The 20,855-nt window shown below is 52.6% G+C and carries 17 protein-coding genes; 6 read left to right on the top strand and 11 right to left on the bottom strand.

The annotated features are described in order from the left end of the window. Positions 1-114 precede the first annotated feature (114 nt). The 9 genes from MHH78_RS32850 to MHH78_RS32890 all read right to left on the bottom strand — a co-directional run bounded on the left by MHH78_RS32850 (position 115) and on the right by MHH78_RS32890 (position 12,670). A complete protein-coding gene (locus MHH78_RS32850) occupies positions 115-831 on the bottom strand; it encodes a M24 family metallopeptidase (protein ID WP_341170187.1) in 717 nt (238 codons plus the stop codon). Positions 832-985: 154 nt separating this feature from the next. Beyond that, on the bottom strand, positions 986-1,654 hold the full coding sequence (locus MHH78_RS32855; RefSeq protein ID WP_341170188.1) for a hypothetical protein: 669 nt from the start codon (positions 1,652-1,654) through the stop codon (positions 986-988). Beyond that, positions 1,644-2,696, bottom strand: coding sequence for an alpha/beta fold hydrolase (locus tag MHH78_RS32860; RefSeq protein WP_341170189.1), 1,053 nt, complete (start codon positions 2,694-2,696; stop codon positions 1,644-1,646). Before MHH78_RS32860 ends, MHH78_RS32855 begins: the two co-directional genes overlap by 11 nt. Positions 2,697-2,713: 17 nt before the next feature. Further along, positions 2,714-3,433, bottom strand: a complete 720-nt coding sequence (locus MHH78_RS32865; protein WP_341170190.1) for an SDR family NAD(P)-dependent oxidoreductase — start codon at positions 3,431-3,433, stop codon at positions 2,714-2,716. Further along, on the bottom strand, positions 3,430-4,434 hold the full coding sequence (locus tag MHH78_RS32870) for a tRNA dihydrouridine synthase (RefSeq protein WP_341170191.1): 1,005 nt from the start codon (positions 4,432-4,434) through the stop codon (positions 3,430-3,432). The genes MHH78_RS32865 and MHH78_RS32870 overlap by 4 nt, the downstream gene beginning before the upstream one ends. 214 nt (positions 4,435-4,648) lie before the next feature. Further along, a complete protein-coding gene (locus tag MHH78_RS32875) occupies positions 4,649-6,613 on the bottom strand; it encodes an ABC1 kinase family protein (RefSeq protein WP_341170192.1) in 1,965 nt (654 codons plus the stop codon). A gap of 180 nt (positions 6,614-6,793) precedes the next feature. After that, the gene (locus MHH78_RS32880) at positions 6,794-9,496 is read right to left on the bottom strand and encodes a CARDB domain-containing protein (protein ID WP_341170193.1); all 2,703 of its coding nucleotides are present in this window, start codon (positions 9,494-9,496) and stop codon (positions 6,794-6,796) included. Positions 9,497-9,639: 143 nt separating this feature from the next. Continuing rightward, positions 9,640-11,964 (bottom strand): ABC transporter permease, encoded by a 2,325-nt coding sequence (locus tag MHH78_RS32885; RefSeq protein WP_341170427.1) that lies wholly within the window; start codon positions 11,962-11,964, stop codon positions 9,640-9,642. A 1-nt stretch (position 11,965) separates the two neighbouring features. Further along, positions 11,966-12,670: an ABC transporter ATP-binding protein gene (locus MHH78_RS32890; RefSeq protein WP_036730990.1), complete on the bottom strand. Its 705-nt coding sequence runs from the start codon at positions 12,668-12,670 to the stop codon at positions 11,966-11,968. 246 nt (positions 12,671-12,916) lie between these two features. Here MHH78_RS32890 and MHH78_RS32895 point away from each other — a divergent pair, with 246 nt between their 5' ends. The 4 genes from MHH78_RS32895 (at position 12,917) to MHH78_RS32910 (ending at position 16,368) form a co-directional block, all read left to right on the top strand. Then, a complete protein-coding gene (locus MHH78_RS32895; protein ID WP_341170194.1) occupies positions 12,917-13,285 on the top strand; it encodes a GntR family transcriptional regulator in 369 nt (122 codons plus the stop codon). 5 nt (positions 13,286-13,290) lie between these two features. Beyond that, on the top strand, positions 13,291-14,160 hold the full coding sequence (locus tag MHH78_RS32900) for an ABC transporter ATP-binding protein (RefSeq protein WP_341170195.1): 870 nt from the start codon (positions 13,291-13,293) through the stop codon (positions 14,158-14,160). A 1-nt stretch (position 14,161) separates the two neighbouring features. After that, positions 14,162-14,845 (top strand): hypothetical protein, encoded by a 684-nt coding sequence (locus MHH78_RS32905; protein WP_341170196.1) that lies wholly within the window; start codon positions 14,162-14,164, stop codon positions 14,843-14,845. 302 nt (positions 14,846-15,147) lie between these two features. Continuing rightward, the gene (locus MHH78_RS32910) at positions 15,148-16,368 is read left to right on the top strand and encodes an MFS transporter (RefSeq protein ID WP_341170197.1); all 1,221 of its coding nucleotides are present in this window, start codon (positions 15,148-15,150) and stop codon (positions 16,366-16,368) included. A gap of 97 nt (positions 16,369-16,465) precedes the next feature. Here the strand turns inward: MHH78_RS32910 and MHH78_RS32915 are convergent, their stop codons facing one another. Together MHH78_RS32915 and MHH78_RS32920 are read right to left on the bottom strand one after the other, a co-directional pair. Further along, the gene (locus tag MHH78_RS32915) at positions 16,466-17,293 is read right to left on the bottom strand and encodes a CPBP family glutamic-type intramembrane protease (RefSeq protein ID WP_341170198.1); all 828 of its coding nucleotides are present in this window, start codon (positions 17,291-17,293) and stop codon (positions 16,466-16,468) included. A 19-nt stretch (positions 17,294-17,312) separates the two neighbouring features. After that, entirely contained in the window at positions 17,313-17,885 is a 573-nt protein-coding gene (locus MHH78_RS32920; protein WP_076080261.1) for a TetR/AcrR family transcriptional regulator, read from the bottom strand. A 275-nt stretch (positions 17,886-18,160) separates the two neighbouring features. Between MHH78_RS32920 and MHH78_RS32925 the strand changes: the two genes are divergently transcribed. Both MHH78_RS32925 and MHH78_RS32930 read left to right on the top strand, forming a co-directional pair. Further along, positions 18,161-20,038 (top strand): leucine-rich repeat domain-containing protein, encoded by a 1,878-nt coding sequence (locus MHH78_RS32925; RefSeq protein ID WP_341170199.1) that lies wholly within the window; start codon positions 18,161-18,163, stop codon positions 20,036-20,038. A 47-nt stretch (positions 20,039-20,085) separates the two neighbouring features. Then, positions 20,086-20,808, top strand: a complete 723-nt coding sequence (locus tag MHH78_RS32930) for a class I SAM-dependent methyltransferase (protein WP_445668113.1) — start codon at positions 20,086-20,088, stop codon at positions 20,806-20,808. Positions 20,809-20,855: the final 47 nt, after the last annotated feature.

The raw sequence follows: 20,855 nt of genomic DNA on the forward strand, positions 1-20,855 counted from the left end.
AGTTCATTTACGCATTCGTATCCCCCTTGCTCTCCCATACGCCAACATTATAGATGAATACGTCCAGGGTAACGCCGTTCAATGATTCTGGAATCCGTCCGGCAGCGTACGTTCTTATAAAATAAGTAATTCTCCATCACGGAAATAATAAATATTCTCCCGTTTAAAACCGTACAATCCATTTCTGTGCTTAATATGCGGCTCAAATGTAAATAGTGATCCTTCACTAAGCTTCATCTTATTCCCGGACTCAAAGTATTTTCTGTGATCTTTATCGAATTCGATGGTATGCCCCAAATTTCCGGAAAAATCAAGATTAATGTAACCAAGTTGTTGGATAACCTCGTTCATATATAAGTAGACTTGTTCAAAAGTCATGCCCGGTCTTACATAATCAATAAATTTGTTATGGAGCTCCTTTTCGGCGTTAATTCCATGTGAAAATTCTAGTGCAGATTCATTATCGGGATGTGCAAGTGCGTCTTCGGCAATTACTTTTCCATCAATCACTATTAGTGTTCGTGCATAGTCTCCCCAATAGGCGTTAATCTCTGGACTAAGATCTATGGTCACGATATCATTTCTGCGGACCAATGTATCCGAAGGCTTATACTCCTTACCCGACTCGGACCTAATTGTTCTCTTTCCAACGTGAACAAATGCCCCTACACCGTGATACCAAAAACTATGAATCCCCTTTTCTCTCATAATCTCTTCGGCTCTATAGACGATTTCCTTTTCTGTGATGCCTTCTTTAATTATCCCCTGTAATTGACTTATAGTAGCTTTTGCGATCGATTGAACGTAAGTATACTGTGACAGATGCTCCACTCTAAAACCTCTCTCCCCTTGACCGCGCGGATCGCGGCTGCTGGCATTCTATTAAGTCTGATTCTCCGCAAACCTAAGGCAAGCCATACGCCTGATGAAAGAGTGATGGCCCCAAAAAGCACCCAAAAAGAGTGCTTTCTTCGGGTTGGACTTGTTAGGATGAATCTGAGGTTCCAGGCAACACGATCACTGTCGGATAACCGATATCCTTGCCATCATGGACTTGATAGCGCAGAGCCTTAATTCCTTTTTCCTGTTCCACTGAGGTCTGCCCGCTTCCATAAGTGAATTTATCTTGCTCTACTTTGGTAATAAGCCATTCTCCGCTGCGTTTCTCCAGGGAATATTGTTTAGTCGTTGCAGTGTACGGCTGATCCTTCAATTCTTTATGTTCGAACGTGTATATGTTGGCTTGATTGGAGCTACTCCCTGCATACACATCCGATATGCGAACCGTTGCACTAAGCTTATCCATTTCCGCTCCACGAAGGAAATGAAGCATACGCTCTTTGAGTATGTCGTACTCCTCTTGCGGCATATTCGCCAGATCATCCCGGGTGTATGTTGCAGCATCATATCCGAATACAATCTCGCCGCTGATCGATGCCCAATATTCTTCACTTACCAGTTCATTTACAGCTTTATGATATTGTCTATATGATTTATGAAGGTTAAGGAGATTATACTCACTCTGTTCAACGATCCTCACCTGCTCCACCATCTGCCGCTTCTCGGAATCGCTTATTGAAGAACCAGAACTACATGCTGCTAATAGGGATATACACAAGACCAGCAACCCGCACATTAAGCTTTTATAGCTCATGCTCCTCCCCCTTACCTGTCGTTTGTCTGAGCCACTGCGCAAACCGCTCTTTCTCCTCAAACTGGGGATAATGCGCAGATTGCTCGAACATAACAAATTCCTTCACCGGTGCCTTCAGTGCTGTTAAGTATTCTTTTGCCGCGTGAACAGAGGTCATATAATCATATTGTCCCATCACAAAATAAACGGGGATGTCCACCTCATCGACAACACTTGTAATATAATTCTTAGCCCCTTCATCCAGCAAAATATCCTGCGACAGGGAAACGCCCTTCAGATAGCGGATCACATCCAGCAGATTGTACTCCGGGTTCAAGAGGAACCCTGCATAATAATCCCGGTTATCGTCTATTAATCTCGCGGCCCCGCCATATTTGCGAACCAAGTCTCTTGGCGTCAGCTGCCCGCCTGCTTCTATGAGAGCCCGAAGCTCTTCTAACCGCGCAACATCCTTGGTATTACCGGCTCGCGTGGCTTGTTCCATGGAGTAATTCCAGCTATCCCGCTCGCTGATTCCCAGATCGCCCATCTGCCCGATTCCGATGTAAGCGGTGAACCGTTCCGGGGACTTGGCAGCCGCTTTAATCCCGATATAGGTGCCAAAAGAATGGCCGATCAGCAGCACCCGCTCCTGTCCGAATTCCTGCTTCACGTAGTCCGTCAATGCCAGCAAATCATCGACAAGCAGGTCCGTGGATAAATTAGAATAATCTTCTCCAAAGTGATACGACTTGCCGCTTCCGCGTTGATCATAGTGCACAATGGTAAAGTTCTGCTCCAGTAAATCCTGATATTTCCGCACATATGGAATTTCCGAACAGCCGGGACCGCCATGCACAAAAATAACTACCGGATTGCGCTGGTCTGCTCCTCTGATCATGACTTCATGTCCTGTGCCGTTAATCTGGATCTGCTCCAACTTACTTACGCTATGTTCCCCTTGAATTCGGGGTGTCCACGTTGGAAACACCAATCCGGCTGCGATCAGCAGGGCAATGATGAGAATAGTTATTCGGGTTATCTTGATGTACTTTTTGGACATGGACTACTCCTTCATCCCTACGCATTCGTGTCCAGCATCGCTGGAATATTGATTTCCTTCACACAGGAAGCCTTGGACAGGTTCATGACGCATTGCACCAGGGATACGATATCCTGAAGCGGAATCTGCGCACCGTTATAGGCAGACAAGACAGGCTCGGCCCCCGCCTCCAGCGGAATCTGGGTAGCAATCTCGCCAGGATTGATGACAGTCACAACGATGCCGTATTTCTTCACATGCTCCCTGACCGCATTGGCAATCCCGCGCAGACCGAACTTGGACGCGGCGAACGTTACCTGGGTGTAATCATTATGATCCAGGCCTGCCGTAGAACCAATCAAGAAGATTTTGGCGTTCTCTGACTTTCTAAGATTCGGCAAAAGCTTCTGGATGCACGTAATCGCCGAAGTCACATTGATGTTAATAATGCTGGCAATCTCAGCCGGATCATCCTGCTCAAAATCATAGTCATCGCTGAACCCCTTGCTCTCCCATACGCCAACATTATAGATGAATACGTCCAGGGTAACGCCGTTCAATGATTCTGCAATCCGCCCCGCAGCATCCGGCTTCGCCAAGTCAGCCTCAATCCAGGTCCGCTGAACCCCATCCTCCAGCTTCATGCTGTCCGGATACGTTCTTGAGACCACCCAGACCTGATCGCCGGGTTCCGGCAGCGCCTTGACGAAGGCCTCTCCCAAGCCCTTGCTTGCTCCGAAAATAATAAAGTTTCTCATACGCCCTCCCTCGAGTCCCCAAGCTCCTCCGCCCCGTCTTGCTCCTTGCCTGCGAATTCATCCAGCAGTGCACGCACCTCACGGGTCGACTTGGTGTTCATTAGATTATTTCTGAGTTCGCTGGCGCCGCGGAAGCCGCGGACGTAGATTTTGAAGAAGCGGGGCAGCGGCTTGAAGGAACGGGGTTCCAGCGCCGAATAGTGATCGTGCAGATCCAGGTGCAGCCTAAGCAGATCCAGAAGCTCCTTGCTGCTATGCTCCCTTGGCTCCTGTTCGAACGCATACGGATTATGAAAAATTCCGCGCCCGATCATAATCCCGTCTACCCCATACTCTGCGGCCAGCTTCAGGCCCGTCTCCCGGTCTGCAATGTCCCCGTTAATCGTCAGCAGGGTGTCCGGCGCGATCTCATCCCGCAGCTTTTTAATCTCAGGAATCAGCTCCCAGTGGGCCGGGGCCTTGCTCATCTCCTCCCGCGTACGCAGATGGATGGACAGATTCACAATGTCCTGCTGCAAAATATGAGTCAACCAGCCCCGCCATTCGTCCACGCTGCTGAATCCGAGCCGGGTCTTGACGCTGACGGGCAGTCCTCCGGCCTTCGCCGCCTGTATGATCTCCGCTGCGGTCTCCGGACGGCAGATCAGGCCACTGCCCTTCCCGTTCTCGGCTACATTCGCTACAGGACAACCCATGTTCAGATCGATGCCCTTGAAGCCTTCTTCAGCCATACTGATGCTCATCTTCCGGAAATACTCCGGCTTGTCCCCCCAGATGTGCGCGACCATCGGCTGTTCATCCTCGGTAAAGGTTAACCGCCCCCGCACCGCCTGCTTTCCCTCCGGGTGAGCATAGCTCTCTGTATTGACGAACTCCGTAAAAAACACATCCGGCCGGCCCGCCGCACTCACCACATGACGAAACACCACATCCGTCACATCCTCCATCGGAGCCAGTATAAAAAAAGGGCGTGGCAATTCACGCCAGAAATTATTTATCATATGAAGTACCTCTCTATGCGTGCCAGGATAATCCTTATCCGGCCGTAATAAAGCTAAATTATATCATAACTCCGGTGGATTGGTAGCTGCCCAGCCAAGGGGCTTCTCCCCTCCCCAGACAAACAACCCCAGAGAATCCTCTGAGGTTGTTTGTGTCTCAATCCGCTATTGAACTCTGCCTAGCCACACCTGCCATAATCTCTTCTGTCCTCCTCTAGCCCTTGGGTTTCAACTGTTTAATCACGGACATCATCAGGATAATCATCCCCGTGCCGAAGCCTGACATCGATAGGGGAGCCAGGACAAACCGCATGATCTCCCCCTGCACCCAGAAGCTTGCCAGCATGACCACCATACAGATCACGGTGAAAATCCCAACCGTCAGCGTCCCGATGAAATCCGTCAGACTATGATTGTCCTCACGCGCAAGGGTGATCCGGTTCTCCTTCAGCAGCGGCAGCTCCAGCAGCTTCGGGATATAGTCCTCCAGCCGCCCCTTCACCTTGCTTAGCTGCTCCTTGACGATCTGCCCCTGATCCATCTGCTCTGCGAAGGACTGGCTCGCTGCGGATAAGGAATACGACTCATCTACAGAGGACAAGGTCCCATCCAGAGTAATAATTGCCCGGAAGGCCCCGGCCACCGTCGGCTTCAAGGACATCCCCAGCTCGGTAATCATCGACATCAGCCGTCTCATCATGACACTGGTAGGATCAGGGGAGAACGAGGCTTCGGATAAAAGTCTGCCGAGGCGCCGCTCGATCATTCGCACATCCAACAGCTCCCCTTCTTCACAGACTCCGGCCAGGCCCTGGGCCATCTGCTTCGTATCCTTCCGGCTGTAGCCCATCAGGAAATTCAACATCCCGACCCGCTCCTCCTCCGTCAGATAACCCACGGAACCGAAGTCAATCAGCGCGACCTTCCCGTCTTGGGTCAGCATCAGATTGCCGGGATGCGGGTCGGCGTGGAAGATGCCGATCATCAGAATCTGCTGCAGGAAGGCGTGCATGATCATTTCGGACACATCGCTGCTCACCTTTCGGGTGAACCGGTGCCCTTCAATATATTCCATGGTCAGAATCTGCTTGGTCGAGTACTCGGCGTAGATCTTCGGCACTTGTATCGGAATATCGTGTTCCTGGAACGCCTGGCGCAGCAAATTGGTATTCAGCGCTTCGATGTCGAAGTCCGTCTCTTCGATCAGATTCGTTTTGAAGCCTTGGGCGAGCTGAATTAAGCCGAGTCTTTGGATTTTGGAGGAGCGCTCGGAGAGCCGGGTCACGAATTGGATTAATAGATCCAGATCCACGCTCATTTTCTGCTTCACATCGGGCCGCAGGATTTTGACAACTACCTTGTCGCCCGTGGACTTCAGCCGTGCCAGATGCACCTGACCGATCGAAGCGGCTGCAATGGGCTCCATTCCGAAGTCTTCATACGTCTCCTCCAGATCGCCGATTCTGCTGTCGATGATCTCCTTCAGCTCCTTCCGGCTGAGCGGCTTAACCTGGTCATGCAGGCTGGAGAACGCTTCGATGTATTGCGCAGGCAGCAGATCCTTCTTGGTCGATAAGACCTGCCCGAACTTCACGAAGACTCCGCCCATGTTATCCAGAATGGCAGCAATCACCTGCGGCAGCTTTGCATGATCCTGCTGGAGCAGATGATTCAGCCCTTTGCGTGAAGCGATCCAGAGCAGACGGATCATACGCCTGAAGCCCCGCACCTTACCCATCACATACCCGAGAGGGTTCCCAGACTGCAGCAGCTTGAAATTGAATACGCTAAGCAGCATGTAGGTATAGCAGGAGATAAATAGAATCAGCAGCGGGTAATAGATGAACATCACCCTGACCATCTCCGCTTCGGAGGGAACCACAGGCTGCTTGAAGTAGGTTGAGGTTAGGATGAGAGTAACAACGGACGTGCTGAACAAGATAGCTACCATCAACTGGAACTGTTCATGCTTGAAGGTCCTGATGCTGCTTATAATGAAATACAGAATGAACGCCACGACAATAATGCTGCTCATATAGAATTGCTCCAGCACTTGCACCAGCATACTGACCGCCACCGCGCTGACAAGCGGCATCACGAGCTTATGCTTCGCATTGAATATATAGGCAAGCGCTACGAACACACCGAAACCTACAAGCATTACTATGAAAAAGAACATCCTCCAGCCCCCTGTATCCGCTTCATTATTCCCAATATAGCATACTAGGCTGAAGATGCGGAAACGGGAAAAAGGCGCAGCCGCCCCGCCGTCAATCCGGGAAGGGTGCCGCGCCTTGCGTCTTGCTGCCGCAGGCCCCGGGCTGTCTGCCCGCCCGCCTCTATTTCTATAAATCTCCTGTTATGGCGTCTGCACCAGCACATTGTCGAAGGAAGCCGCTGCATTATACGCCCGCAGGCCGATGCCTCCGGTAGAGAGGCCCGCGTCCACCAGGCTGAACCGCTGCACCCCGTCCAGATAAGCTGTGATTGTTGTGCCCTCGAATCTCAGTCCGAAGGTGTGCCAAGTGCCGTTGTCTATCGTCTGGCTGACGCTGCGCAGAATCGTATTCTGCCCGTTCACAATCTTAAGCAGTTGAAGCTGCGCGGTCGTCCAGTTATAGCGCAGATAGTACATATTATTGGCATCCTGATAACGCCCCGCCAGTCCCGCCGAGGGTGTAGCGCCGCTGCCAACGCCATCTATACGCATGTCAGCCTTGACGAAATAATTACTCCAGCCGCTGCCGGCATAGGATGCCAGCTGCAAGCCGTTCAGTGCGGTTGCACGGTAGACCGCCTCTGATACGCCAGCCGTCCACGGCCCGCCTGTGGTGCTCCATCCGGCCGCTGCACCGCTGTCGAATGGTTCGGCAAAGGCCGTGTTCCACAGCACAAGCTTGCTAATACGTGTGTTGTTATGTTCCTGCGCTTCGGTAAGCTGGCCGCCAGCGTCTGCAATCACCGTAATGGTATAAGTCCCCGCTGCCGGAGGCTGCCAGCTCTGCGTGCTTCCTGCCGATACAACCGCCTTCTCCCCAGGCTGTAGCGCAGGCAGCGGCACCGTGGCGGCCGCCGTCCCGTTCACATTAAATTGCAGCACCGCTCCGCTGGCGGCAGGAATGGCTGCTGTGCCCAGATTCTGCACCTCCGCCTGCAGCACCACACTGTCTCCCGTTGCCGGGTTATCCGGCGTCCAACCAATCTCGTTCACCACGAGGTCAGGCTGGGCAGGGGTACCGGAGGGACAGGTCGTTGACCACACTGCGTAATTATAGGTGCAGGTCCCGCTTCCCGTCTGAAGGGTCAGCACTCCCTGGCGCTCCTGCTGCATCCACGGGTTATCGAGCAGCGGCCAGTTGGCATAATCATAAGGGACGCCGTCCACACTGCGCGTTCCGCCATAAGTAATCGTCATCACCTTGCCCTCCAGGTTCGTGAAGGTCAGGCTCGGACTTACCGCAGACACGCCAGAGGCATCGACCGGCAGCAGCTTGACCGCATCGGCGAAATCCTGCAGCGCTGCATAGTCCGCTGCAGGAGCCGTCTCAATGATGATGCCGTTCTGCAGCGCCGTATTCTTGAACCAGCGGTAGCGGCCATCGTCCTCGAAGAAGGCATAGGAGCCGGCCGTCATTTTCGCCGCAATATAGACCGGACCGGCATCCATGAAGATCCAGCCGTCCTGCTCCAGCACCCCGTTCAGCGCTGTTGTCGAGACCAGGCCGCGAAGGTACGGGAATGCGTCACTGGATTTCATTTTGATCACGGATACCTGGGTGCCCTTGTACTGTAAGGTCTGCAGATTGCCCGTTGCCCCATCCACCCGGAGCTGTCCCTGCACGTTGGCATTCGAGGTATTCTTGACCGGCTGATTGATGAAGAAAGTGCTGTTCGGCTGGTCCGACACCCACTTCACCTGCCCCTCATGCACCTGATCCCGGTAGAGCGGACCGCCGCCGTAGCCATTGTAGGTGCTGGTCACTCCATACTCCTTGTTGATGTAGGTATAGCGCTTGAAGCCTTCAGCGTTATCGCCGCCCACATCCGAGGTCTCGCGGTGTACATAATCCGCCGTGCGCTCCAGTGCAGCGGCTGTCACGGCCGCCGGGGGACGGTAGCTGGATATCGCCGCAGAGATGGCGAAGATGCCGTCCGGGTACCATTCATTGTTCGATTCCAGGAAGCGCATGAAGGTCGCCGGCTGCTCCCCGCCGAAGTACAGCCAGCCCACAATCAGGCTCTCCGACGGATGCTTAGGCTCGAACTCCGGCGTGGACATGCGGAAGCTGGACGTCACATGATAGCCCTTCAGCCATTCCGGCGCCCACTGGGCCAGCAGCCAGTCATAGGTCAGCTTCGCCTTAATGCGCATCTCATTGTCGGCAGCATGATCGATCAGCGACAGCAGGGCGCTGGTGTAAGTCGGCATATAGGTGGAGGAATCCTGCTCCATAATCCCTTCGCGCGGCACCCGGTCGAAGAACGCCAGCAGCCAGTCCCTCCCTTTATCCGCCCCCACATGATCCGCTACCTCCGGCCACTCCTGCCCGGCTAAATAGCGGGCCACCGAGTGCATCAGATGATGATTCTCCGTTGATCCGCCATCATAAGCCCCGGAGGGATGCCCGCCGATGACCGTCTTCGCCAGCTCCCGCATCTCCGGCGTATACAGATCCTTATACCGCAGATAGCTGTCCATCGCCGAATAGAAATCGAAGATATCGCTGGTCCGCGTAAGCGCCTCCTCTGCCATCTCCAGCCCCCGGCTGAGGTTGCCCAGCTCCAAGCTGGCCTCGGCAATCCAGGTGTGATACTTCGCGTAATTCTTGTACCGGTTATCCACCCCGTTCTGGATCGGTGCCTCCTCCGGGGAATGCGTGTCGAAATACTCCAGCAAGGCCGCAGCCCTCGCTTCAAAGGTCGATGCCGCCGGGTCCGCTGATGCCCTGCCGCTCAGCGGCTGTCCTGCGAACCCCCCTGCGGAAGCGGCGATCACATTCACCGTCAGCAAGCACACGACCCACCTCGACAACACACTCCGCCACCTGTAACGTTTTTCCATCCTGATGCCCTCCTATCCTTAGGTGAAAGCGTTTACGATATCTACCCTATCAGAATTCGCCGCCTCCGCACAGGAACGCATTTGTGTTCTAAGGATACAGTGCTGGGGAATCGGAAGGCTTTCACCCGGAGGAGCGCCCGTCCTTATTCCAGGCCCTTCAGCGATTCGATCATGTTGATCCGGGTCACCTTGCGTCTAAGCAGCAGGTTAGCCATAAGGGTAAGCGCGAACGCAACCACCACCGACATCAGGAGGCTGACAATGCCTAATTGATCCGGGATCTGCTGGTGAGTGCTGGATAACGCTTGTACGACCAGTTCATACACATAGCCGCAGATCGGCAGGGCGGCCATGACGGCCACCGTGGTGATTATTATATTTTCCCGGAAAATAAGCCGGTTGATCTGATTCCTGTAATAGCCTAATACCTTGAGCGTCGCCAGCTCGCGGTTCCTCTCATACATATTGATCGACGAAATCGTGTAGATCGCGCCAAAGGACAGGATCACCGCGCAAACAATAAACATAATAAAGACAAAGCTGTTTTGCTGCAAAATATAACGGCCTTCCTTCTCCAGTCCATCCTTGCCTGAAATAGCTTCCACCTTTGGATTGTTCCCGAACGCGCTCTGAATACCGGTTAGAGCTCCCGGGGAATCAGCTTCCACCAGCAGGGTGGACGGTTTGTACACGACCCCAAAGCTTGCCAAATAGTCTGGCGTGATGTAAAAAGCCGGGCTTGAGTATTGTGTAGAAATGCCGATCACCTTCATCTCTGCCACCTTGTTGTCTAGCTCAGGCGCCGTAAATGCAATGGTTATGGTATCCCCTTCCGCAATGCTATAATGGTCGGCATACGATTTGGGCACCAGTACGCCATGGTCCTCCAGATGCAGGGGATGGTCTTTGTCATCATAGAAATGAATGAGCTTGTTATCCGGTTCCGTGACGATCAGCTCCGCTTTTTCGGACTGCTGGTTCTTTTTCAGTTCAATCGGGAAGGCGGACAACGCATAATGGCTTTTGATGCCCGAAGGAAGAGACTGCCCTGCCAAGACCTCCCCCGCTTTATAATCGACACGAAGGTCATAGGTGTACACCTGCCGGAACTGACCGGCTACCTTTTGCAGGGAGGCTTGGGTGCCAAAGGCGGTGATTAACAGCACTGTACTGACCATCACCCCGACGGAGCTTGCCAGAACCTTAACCTTGTTCAGAAAAATATTCCGCAAAATCAGCTTGTACCTGTACGGCAACCGTCCCCAGAGCCCCGGAATTCTTTCGATGAGTATGGGCCGTATGGATCTGGGCGGCTTAGGGCGCATGGCCCGTGATGCACTTTCCTTCAATAGATTTCTTCCGCTGAAATAACATGCAAACATTCCAAACAGGCTGGAGACGAGCATGGGCGGGAAGATCAATCCTATCGACAGGTCAAATTGTATGCCCGGCAGTGTGAAGGACCTTGCATTCGATACCGCGATAAGGGGCACAAATACAGCCGCAGACAGGATGTACCCCAGAATCGAGCCTGCCACTCCGACCAGCACAGGATAGCCCATATAATGAAGCATGATGCTGCTTCGGCTCACACCGAGTGCCTTCATGATGCCGACCTGATTCCGCTGGGAATCGATTATTCGGGACATGGCCAGGAATAAGATAATCGCTTCGATCAGGAAGAGCACCAGAGGAATGACCTTGCTCATTAACCCGTTATTATGGAGCGTAGCCTTCAGGCGCGAATAGCTGAACGAGCGTTCCTTGCTCTCTTGGCCCAGATACTGCAGTCCTTTGGACTTCTCCTCTATAGACTTACCGATTTGATCCACATCGTAGCCTTCCTTGGCATCCACCAACAGTTCATTATAGACAAAAGCGCCTGCAACCTCAGGGATAGCCGCCTCGTTGACGTAAGCAATACCCTCATGCTTATGATCCTGTGTTTCATTCTTCTTCGCATGCTCCACATTCTCACCTAAGCCGCTGATCCTGTAGGTCAACTCTTGGTCTTGAACGCGGATCGTCACTTGATCTCCGACTCCATAGTCATGCTCTGCCGCATAACGGGAATCCAGTACAATCTCACTTGTCCCGGACGGAAGTCCTCCCTCCAGCATCGCCAGCGTGTTGATTTCATTATTCTCAGGAATAGAATGAATCCTAAGCGTTGAACGGTAGCCGTCAAAAGCCTCCGTGGCATTGAAGGTATACCGCCCCTCCAGCTTATGGATGCCCTCCACTTGGCTGAGCGGCGCGATACTCTCTGGCGGAAGTTGACTGTAATACAGATTCAGATCGCTTAATGTGTGCTCAGCAAAATAAGCCTTCGTATAATCATTCAAATGATTGCTTAAGGTCGCCAGACCCGTATAGAAAAAAGCACCTACCGCGACAATCAGCACGAAAGAGAAAAACTGCCCGAGCGACTGCCTGATATCCCGGAACAACTTGAACAGAAGCTTCATCTCACCACTCAATCCCTTCAGCACTTTGTCTGTGTTCATTCATTGTAATACTTTCAATCCGGCCGCTCTTCACCTTAATAATCTTGTCCGCCATCTGGGCAATCGCCGAATTATGCGTGACAAGCACAACGCATTTGTTCGTCTCCCTGTTCAAGTCCTCCAAAAGCTTCAATACGGCCTTGCCCGTCACATAATCAAGTGCCCCGGTGGGTTCATCACAGAGCAGCAGCAGCGGATTCTTAGCAACGGCTCTGGCAATCGCCACCCGCTGCTGTTCGCCCCCGGATAGCTGGGACGGAAAGTTGCGGTTCCGGCTGCTTAGCCCCACCTTGTGCAGTACCTCCTTGGCATCCAGATGATCCTTGCACACCTCAGCAGCAAATTCGACATTCTCCAGTGCATTCAGGTTGGGGATGAGGTTGTAGAACTGAAACACAAAGCCAACCTTCTCACCACGGTAGCGGGTTAACTTCTTCTCGCTGTACTTCGTGATCTCCTGGCCACCGACAAGAACTTGGCCTGATGTAGCCGTATCCATACCTCCCAGAATGTTAAGAATGGTGCTTTTACCTGCCCCGCTTGCTCCCAGTACTACGACGAACTCCCCTTCGGATATGGAGAAGTCTACACCGTCAAGTGCCCGGATAGTCACCTCCCCTACTTGATACTCCTTGGCTACATTCTTGAACTCAATCAGCTTATTCACTGCTGCTTCCATCTCCTCTGCTTCTCTGAAAGGTCACACAACCACATGAGTGAGGCTGTTATTTCCGGTTTCAGTATGTTAGTATGTTACTCATGTAGCATACTGTAATACATGAAAGTTCAAGCTGTCAATATTAGCCTCCCAGGTTCACCTGGAGCTATGATCCTGTGGATTGACAATTGTTTGTCCATCCCTTATGGTGGTATGTTATATGAGTAACATACTAAGAGGACGAATGGTGAAGCCATGACCATCACTTTTGACGATAATCTACCGATATTCCAGCAAGTCGCCCATATCATTGAGGATGATATTCTGAACGGCACATTTCAGGTGGACGAGCAGATTCTTTCGGTTGCCCAGTTCTCCCAGCTGTTTCAGATTAATCCGGCCACGGTGGTTAAGGGGATTGGCATACTGGTCAATGAAGAGATCCTGTACAAAAAAAGAGGACTCGGCATGTTTGTCGCGGCCGATGCCAAAGAGAAAATTCAGTTGAAACGAAGAGAGCGTTTTACCAAAGAGCTCTTGTCCGAGCTGCTGAACGAAGCCGACAAGCTTGGACTGACCACCGGCGATATCATTGACATGATCACTCAACTGAGAAAGGACTGAAATCCGTGAGTATAGCATTAGCTTGCGGCCGTCTGACCAAATCCTTTGGCTCTGCACCGGCTTTGCGGGCACTCGATTTACAGCTGAAGGAAGGCGTCATTTACGCATTGCTCGGACGAAACGGTGCTGGCAAAACCACTTTGCTGAATACGATTGCGGGCGGAATTGCGGCAGATTCCGGCACGATTGAGGTTGGCGGACAGCGGCTGCGCAGGGGAGAATTACCGAAGGACCTGTGCTATGTGCGCGATCACTACCGGCACTTCGGGGGAGCGAGAGTCATCGAAGCTTTGCAGATTGCCGCAGCTTTTTATCCCAGGTGGGATTGGTCTTATGCCCTTGAGCTCCTTGACCTCTTTCTAATCGATAAGGACCAGAAGATCCGGCAGCTCTCCAGCGGTAACCAGTCGCTGATTCAGAATGTAATCGGACTCGCCAGCCGGGCGCAGTTAACCTTATACGACGAGCCTGTATTAAGCCTTGATGTGTTAATGAGGGAACGGTTCTACAAGGCACTTATGGAGGATTACGCCAATTATCCGCGCACGATTCTGGTGTCCACGCATTTGATCGATGAGATCGCACCGGTCGCAGAGAGGATCATTATTCTTGAGTCAGGCGCCCTCCTTCTTCAGGACGATATGGAGCAGTGCCAGCAGTCGGCTTATCTGATCCGGGGAAATTCGGAGGCTGTAGCTTCTTATACGTCCGGCAAACGGGTGATCTACCGCGAGGACTATGGAAGAGGTACGCTTGCCGCCCTTTACGAGAAGCTGAGTGACACGGATAAACGGTTGGCCCGTGAGCGGAACATATCGATCGAAGCGCTGAGTCTGCAAAAGCTATTCCTGTATTTGATCGAGGGAGGTCTCTAGATTGAGTGCGTTGACCGTTCATTTAAAAGCAACCTACAGACAGCTCAAACTCTATATCTGGCTGGTTCCGATGATTATTGTGCTTGGCCGGACGACAGAACTTATAATTACCTTCCTGACAGACACGATGGGCGCCTCCCGTCTATCGGAGAGCAACATGCTTATTCTTCTATTGCCATTGTTCGCCATCGCTCTGCCGCTAAGCTATTACAAACGGATTGTTCATTTGGGCGCCAGCCGGGTGCAATATTACAGGGGAATACATACCGTTTTTGCCGTCTGGGCGGCAGCCGTCGCCTTAATGAACTCCCTATGGCTCGCCTTACAGGTCCATGTCTTTCACAATTATGATAACGCCACTGATCTGGTCGCCGCCTTTCATTGGAACGACTTTGGCTTTGCCGGCTCCTTTCTGTATCAAACAGCCTTTTACCTGATGGCTATGGCTTTGCTGAGTATGCTGGTCTCGGGATTCTTCACCCCCGCAGGCTGGCTGCTGTCTGTACTGGTAGTTGCGGCCATTCCGGTCGGAACAGCCATCCCGGAGCTCCGGGTTCACGTGGCCTCCTTCTTCCGTACCCTGCTGCTGAACGATTCTCTCTTGCTGGGCACCGGATTCAACCTGCTGCTTTATCTTGTTTTCATAGCTGGCGGGTGGCTGTTTACGCGAAGACGGGTACATTAATTATTGAGCGGGGGCTATTCTATTGACACCTCCAACAGTTCAATGTTAAGCTTCGGCTATAAAATTTGAGGAGGATGGCAGCCGATGATTCCACGTATATGGTAAGCACGCCCAACAAAAGCTGATTTCTCACCAAGTGTGGGCTTTTTTGAGCTGCTGCTATTTACGTTAAGGACATTGGTTGCGATCCGCTACGGCTTATTTCACGATGCCCGGTTTCGCACTGTCCCGTCATGTAATTGTTGCAGACCCAAGTCCACTTACGGATTTGGGTCTGTCTTTATTAGGGAGGGTATACACTTATGAATATTCAATGGAAAAAGACGTTCGCCTTCATCTTCAGCGGACAAATCTTCTCGATACTAACCTCTGCGATGGTTCAGTTCTCCATCATCTGGCATCTGACCGCGACGACGGGGTCGGCCGCCGTGTTAATGCTTGCCGGTCTGGCCGGGTTTCTGCCGCAAGCGCTCTTAGGTCCGTTCATTGGTGTCTGGCTGGACCGGTGGAACCGTAAGCTCACCATGATCGCTGCGGACAGCGCCATTGCACTAACCAGTCTGATTCTGGGTGCTTATTATCTATGGGGCGAGCCCAGCTTATGGATCGTGTATGCCATCCTGCTGATTCGTTCGGCAGCTTCATCCTTCCATGCCCCTTCGTTCCAGGCTGCTATTCCTCTGATTGCGCCGGAAGACCAGCTCACCCGGGTGGCAGGCTGGAACCAGCTCATCTTCTCCGCTTCCAGCGTCCTTGGACCTGCGCTTGGAATAGCGGTATACTCGGCTACTTCACTAGGAACCGTATTGCTCTTAGATGTGGCAGGTGCCTTAATCGCTAATGTCATGCTTCTGTTCGTCCACATTCATCAACCGAAGCCGGAGAGCGTGGAGACACCCTCGTTCCGTAAGGAGTTTAGTCTTGGCTGGCGGGCCTTCCTGTCGCACAAGCCGATTGTCACGATTACGGTTGCCATGGCGGTCTTCAGTGTGGTATTCATGCCGCTGGCGATGCTGTTTCCCTTGATGACGCTCTCCCATTTCGGACGCGGCGGTTACAGTGCCAGCCTGATTGAGGCCGTCTTCGGGATCGGAATGATCCTTGGCGGTGCACTGCTGTCGGTGCTTGCTTCCAGGTGGAAGGACACCACCTACATGAGTGTGAGTCTGATTGTAATCGGGCTCACCTGTGTCCTGAGCGGGGTAGCCGGGCGCGAGGCGTTCCTTGCTTTTACCGTCCTCTCCTTCCTGATGGGTGCCGCTGCCCCCTTGTTCAACGGCCCTTACATGGCGATGATCCAGAAGTCTTATGAGCCTGAGCTCCTGGGGCGCGTACTCTCCTTCGTGACAAGTATCGGACTTTTGTCCTCCCCAATCGGGCTTGCACTGGCGGGACCTGTGGCCGACCGGTTCGGCGTTCCGTTCTGGTTCTTCTGGTCGGGGATCGTTGTGGTCCTGATTGGAGTATTCATATTTATCAGGTTTGCGGGGACTGGTGCAGACAAGCAACCTATTAATGAGTAAATGAAAGCAAATAGACCGTCCTCCCGTAAGTGGGAAGGCGGTCTATTTGCCTTACATCAGCGCTATTCGCCCGAACTGCCGCAGGACTTCACCAAGTTTATCTATCTGCAAAGCGCTTCAATCGTCTAGATCTGAGCCATAAGCCGAATCCGATGAACAGAATCGTTGTAAACACGCCGGTGGTCGGGCTAAACCACAGTTCGCCTGCCGGCGTGAATGTAATGATCCCCGCAACCGATACCAGCAAGGTAGGCACGCCATCCTCCACTGCGTGCATGAGTACGCACGGCCACACCGATTGCGTAAGACGATAGATTTCAACGTACATGATGGACCAAGCAACCATGAGCATACAGCCTATGACGACATAGCCCCATCTCGTGGTTGTCCCGAAGTAAGTATCCGGCAGGAAGACCAGATAATAAGCCGTATGCCACAGCGCCCAGACCAGACCGGATACGAGATAGATCATCCAGTCATTCAGCTTCAGCTCAATCAGCTTCGGAGTCAGATAGCCGCGCCAGGCGAACTCCTCGAAGATGTTCTTAACAAAGCTGCCTGCGAGCGATATCCCAACCAATGACAGAATAGTATGTAGTTCGGCCTCTGAAGTGCTGGCGCTATGGAATAGCAGAGCAAGCCCCACCACAATCGCCATGATTACCGGATAGATGGCAATGGCTGCGCCGTACCACTTCCTATTTTCTCTAAAATTGAACCTTACGCCCATATCCTTCCAATCGCGGTTCACCAGCCGCAGCACGAGCATTGCGATCACCGGAAAAATGAGCCACAAGCCCATTCCCGGTGAATTCCCTTCCGGCTGATCCGGCAGCTTCGTATCCACCCATACCCCAATCCAGCCGCACGCCAGCACAATAACGATGAACACTAGAAGACTGAGCTTTGTTCTGCCTGCTGTCATATGATCATCCCCTCCGGGTTCAAGATTTCTCCGAGCTACGCTTCGCTGTGCTGATGACATCCTCTGCCGCGCTGTTCAATAGCTGAATCATCTGCTCCTCCGTATAATGGTCCGGCAGTAATTCGTTCGCAACCATTACACTCATCCCGACCTGGAACATCTTCATCTTGAGCAAAATCATCCCCAGTTCATCATCGGTTAATCCATTCAGATCCGGGTCCGTTCGCATCATCTGAATGAATCCCTGCGTCTCTGCCTCATTGTACTTCGCCTGATCATTCTTCTTCATCACCAGATCCCGGAACAACACCGGATACTCTCTGGCAAAACGGATGCTGGCCGCCCCGATATCATGGAACGGATGCCCGGAGTTCTGCTCCAGCAGAATCTGTCTGCTCACCGTAAGCGTTCTCTGGAATACCTCCTCCACCAGCTCGCCAGCCTCTTTGAAATTGACATAGATGGGGGCGATAGAGCCTCCCAGCTTCTCGGCCACCTTACGGATGGTCACGGCGTCCACTCCTTCGGTCCTCGCAATCTCGAACGCCGCATCGATGATTTGTTCTTTGGTGAACTTTTTTTTGGGTGCCACGGGCTTCCTCCTGAAATAGAGCATTAAATACATAACTAATGATATGTATCATATGATATATATAAACCATCCCAGGTGTCAACCTAATCTTAACGGCTTGATTCTCCTTTTTAACAATTGTTGTGTTCTGAGCATTTGTTCATATAGAATCAAATTATCAGCTTCTCTCCAGAGAATAATGGAACAAATCAGCGTAACTCACGTAAATTCGGATAAGTTAATTCAAGTGATACCGGCGCAATTTCATCATCACATCATGAAGGAGGCGGCAGCCCGTGGCATTTATCCCGTTAAATTGTCCCAATTGCAGCGGAAGAATTGAATATAAGGAAGGCACCATCCTCAAGTGCCCTTATTGCCAGACTGAGCTTCTGCTCAAGCAAAATAATGTCTACTATGTGGATCAGACCATTAATCATTATCACGGGGCACCCCCTCCCAAGGCCGCGCCGAAGCCACCCGTCTCCGTCTCTATCCCCATTAGGCTGGTGTTGCTTCTGCTGCTGGTGCTGGGCGGGGCCATCGGTACTTATTTCTATTACGGCCTCAGCTCTCCGCAGCAGGCAACCAAGGCTAATCTGTCTGTACGGACGATGCCCGAAAGCGAGGTCCTGCTCACCTTCCTGCGGGAGACCCTGGGTAAAGGCTCTGCCATGCCTACAGAGGAGGAATTGGCCTCACTGCGTTATTTAACTGTGGAGCGTTCGAAGAATGACCAGTGGCAGTTCACTTACAGCTTTTCCGATCCCTTCAGCGATGCACAGGCCGAGAAGCTTACTTATGTGACCCAGGACAAGCGGCTGAATGCCCAGCGGATTGATCAACGGGATTTCGAAGCCTTCAAGGGACTGACGGCACTGAACCTGACGAATACCTACGAGATCAACCAGGCGGACCAGACAACTCTTGCCCATATGCCCGGATTAAAAAGCTATGGCGGCGCCTTCAACGAATCCTTCAGCGCCTTCTCCGGCTACTTCGGCGATAAATCTAAAATTACGGAGCTGTCCACTCAGCTGCGCAGTAATCAGGAAGTGGCCCTGCTGCTGGAATTTCCCAATCTAAGCTCACTATCCATTACCTATGTGGATGAGTCTATAACGGATTTGCATCTGCTTAATAAGCTGCCGCTGAAGTCCCTGTCCCTTACCTTCGTCAATGAACTGGGGTGGTTATCGTCCATGACCGGGCTGTCTTCTCTGGCTATCTATCACAGTGAAACCACAGATCTACAGCCGTTATACGCCTTAACCGGGCTCCAGGAGCTTAAGCTTTCCTATTTATCCAATGTGAAGTCGATCGACTTCCTGCAGAACATGCCTGCACTGCAGACGCTTGATCTCGAAAATGTGAATTTCTCCAGCCTGGAGCGTCTGGCCGGCAAAACCTCTATTACCTCGCTCCGCCTGGCTTCCTTAAGCCAGCTTGGCTCGGTAAAGGCCGTGAATAGCTTGTCCTCGCTGCGGGAATTCACCTTGGACGGTTATTACGAGCAACCAGACAGCCTTACTTTGCCGGGCGTCAAACGGGTGGAAATCCCAGCTTCCTTCCTCTCCGGGCTGAAGGCCCCTGCGGTAACGGATCTGACACTCCGGGGCGGAAGCGGGGAGCTTAATATGGCTGAGCTGAAGAAATTCCCTGAGCTTGGGGAGCTGTCCCTCTGGGGAGTCGATGAAATGGCTGGTCTGGCCGCCCTCGACAAATTGCCACGTCTACAGAAGCTAAGCATCTTCGAATCGTCGCTGTATATGGAGAGCGATGCCTTATTCCGTCTGAAGCAGGTGAACACGCTGGTGTGCTCGGAATGCCGCCTGAATTTCAAGCAGACAGCAGCAACGAATAGTGTGCTTGAGCATCTGACCTTGGACCGGCCATACTTCTCCATGAATAACAACTCCGTTAGTGAGGTTGACCAGGTGATGCCTTACTTCGCGGGCCTGACTGCCCTGCGTTCCTTCACCCTGCAGGACAACAACCTGGCTTCTCTTGCGTTCATGAGCAAGTGGCAGGCCATCGAAGAGCTTCATCTGGAGAACAATGCGATTTCCAATATAGAGCTTCTGAGCAAGCTGCCCAAGCTGCAACAGGTATTCCTGACTGGCAATTCCGTGGCGAACAAGTCCGTGCTTGATGCAGGCGTGCTGGTGTATTAGAGCCGGCTTCCAATAACCAATGGCAGGCAGACACGTATGATCACAAACTGGATTTCGTCTCCAAGCTGGGCGGCGATGTCCTCTCGCTGCTCCAGCCTCAGCCCGGTGAACGCGTGCTGGATATCGGCTGCGGGACAGCCGACCTGACGGCTAAGATTGCAGCCGCTGGAGCGGAGACTGTCGGCATTGATCTGTCGGCCGAGATGATTGCACGCGGCCGTGCCAAGTACCCGCATCTGAATCTGAGCACCCAGAATGCTTACACATACCGGACCTCCGGGACCTTCGATGCGGTGTTCTCCAACGCTGCGCTGCACTGGATGAAGGACGCACACGCAGTTGCCGTGACGGTAGCAAGCGCACTGCGGACCGGCGGACGGTTCGTCGCCGAATTCGGCGGCTACCGCAACGTTGCCGCGCTGGTGAATGCGACCGAGGCCGCACTGTCCGCGCATGGCTATGATCCGCAAGGACGCAATCCATGGTACTTCCCCACCATCGGAGAATATACGGCAGTGCTGGAGGCGCATGGCTTCCTCGTCATATTGGCCCAGCATTTCGAACGGCCGACTCCCTTGCAGGGGGAGAGCGGAATCCGGGATTGGCTCGACATGATGGCCGATGACTTCTTCTACGATGTCAATGCAGAAGACAAGACTGCGATCTATCGCGAAGCGGAAGAGCAGCTGCGCCCGGAGCATTACCGGCAGGGCCAATGGATCGCCGACTACCGGCGGCTGCGGGTCTGTGCGGTGAAGATGGCGGACTAAGAATAGATTGGCGGGAAGCCCAGGTGAATCAAGACCTTGGGTTTCTT

It is taken from the genome of Paenibacillus sp. FSL H3-0333 (assembly GCF_038002805.1).
In the GTDB taxonomy this organism is placed as follows: Bacteria; Bacillota; Bacilli; order Paenibacillales; family Paenibacillaceae; genus Paenibacillus_AQ; species Paenibacillus_AQ silagei.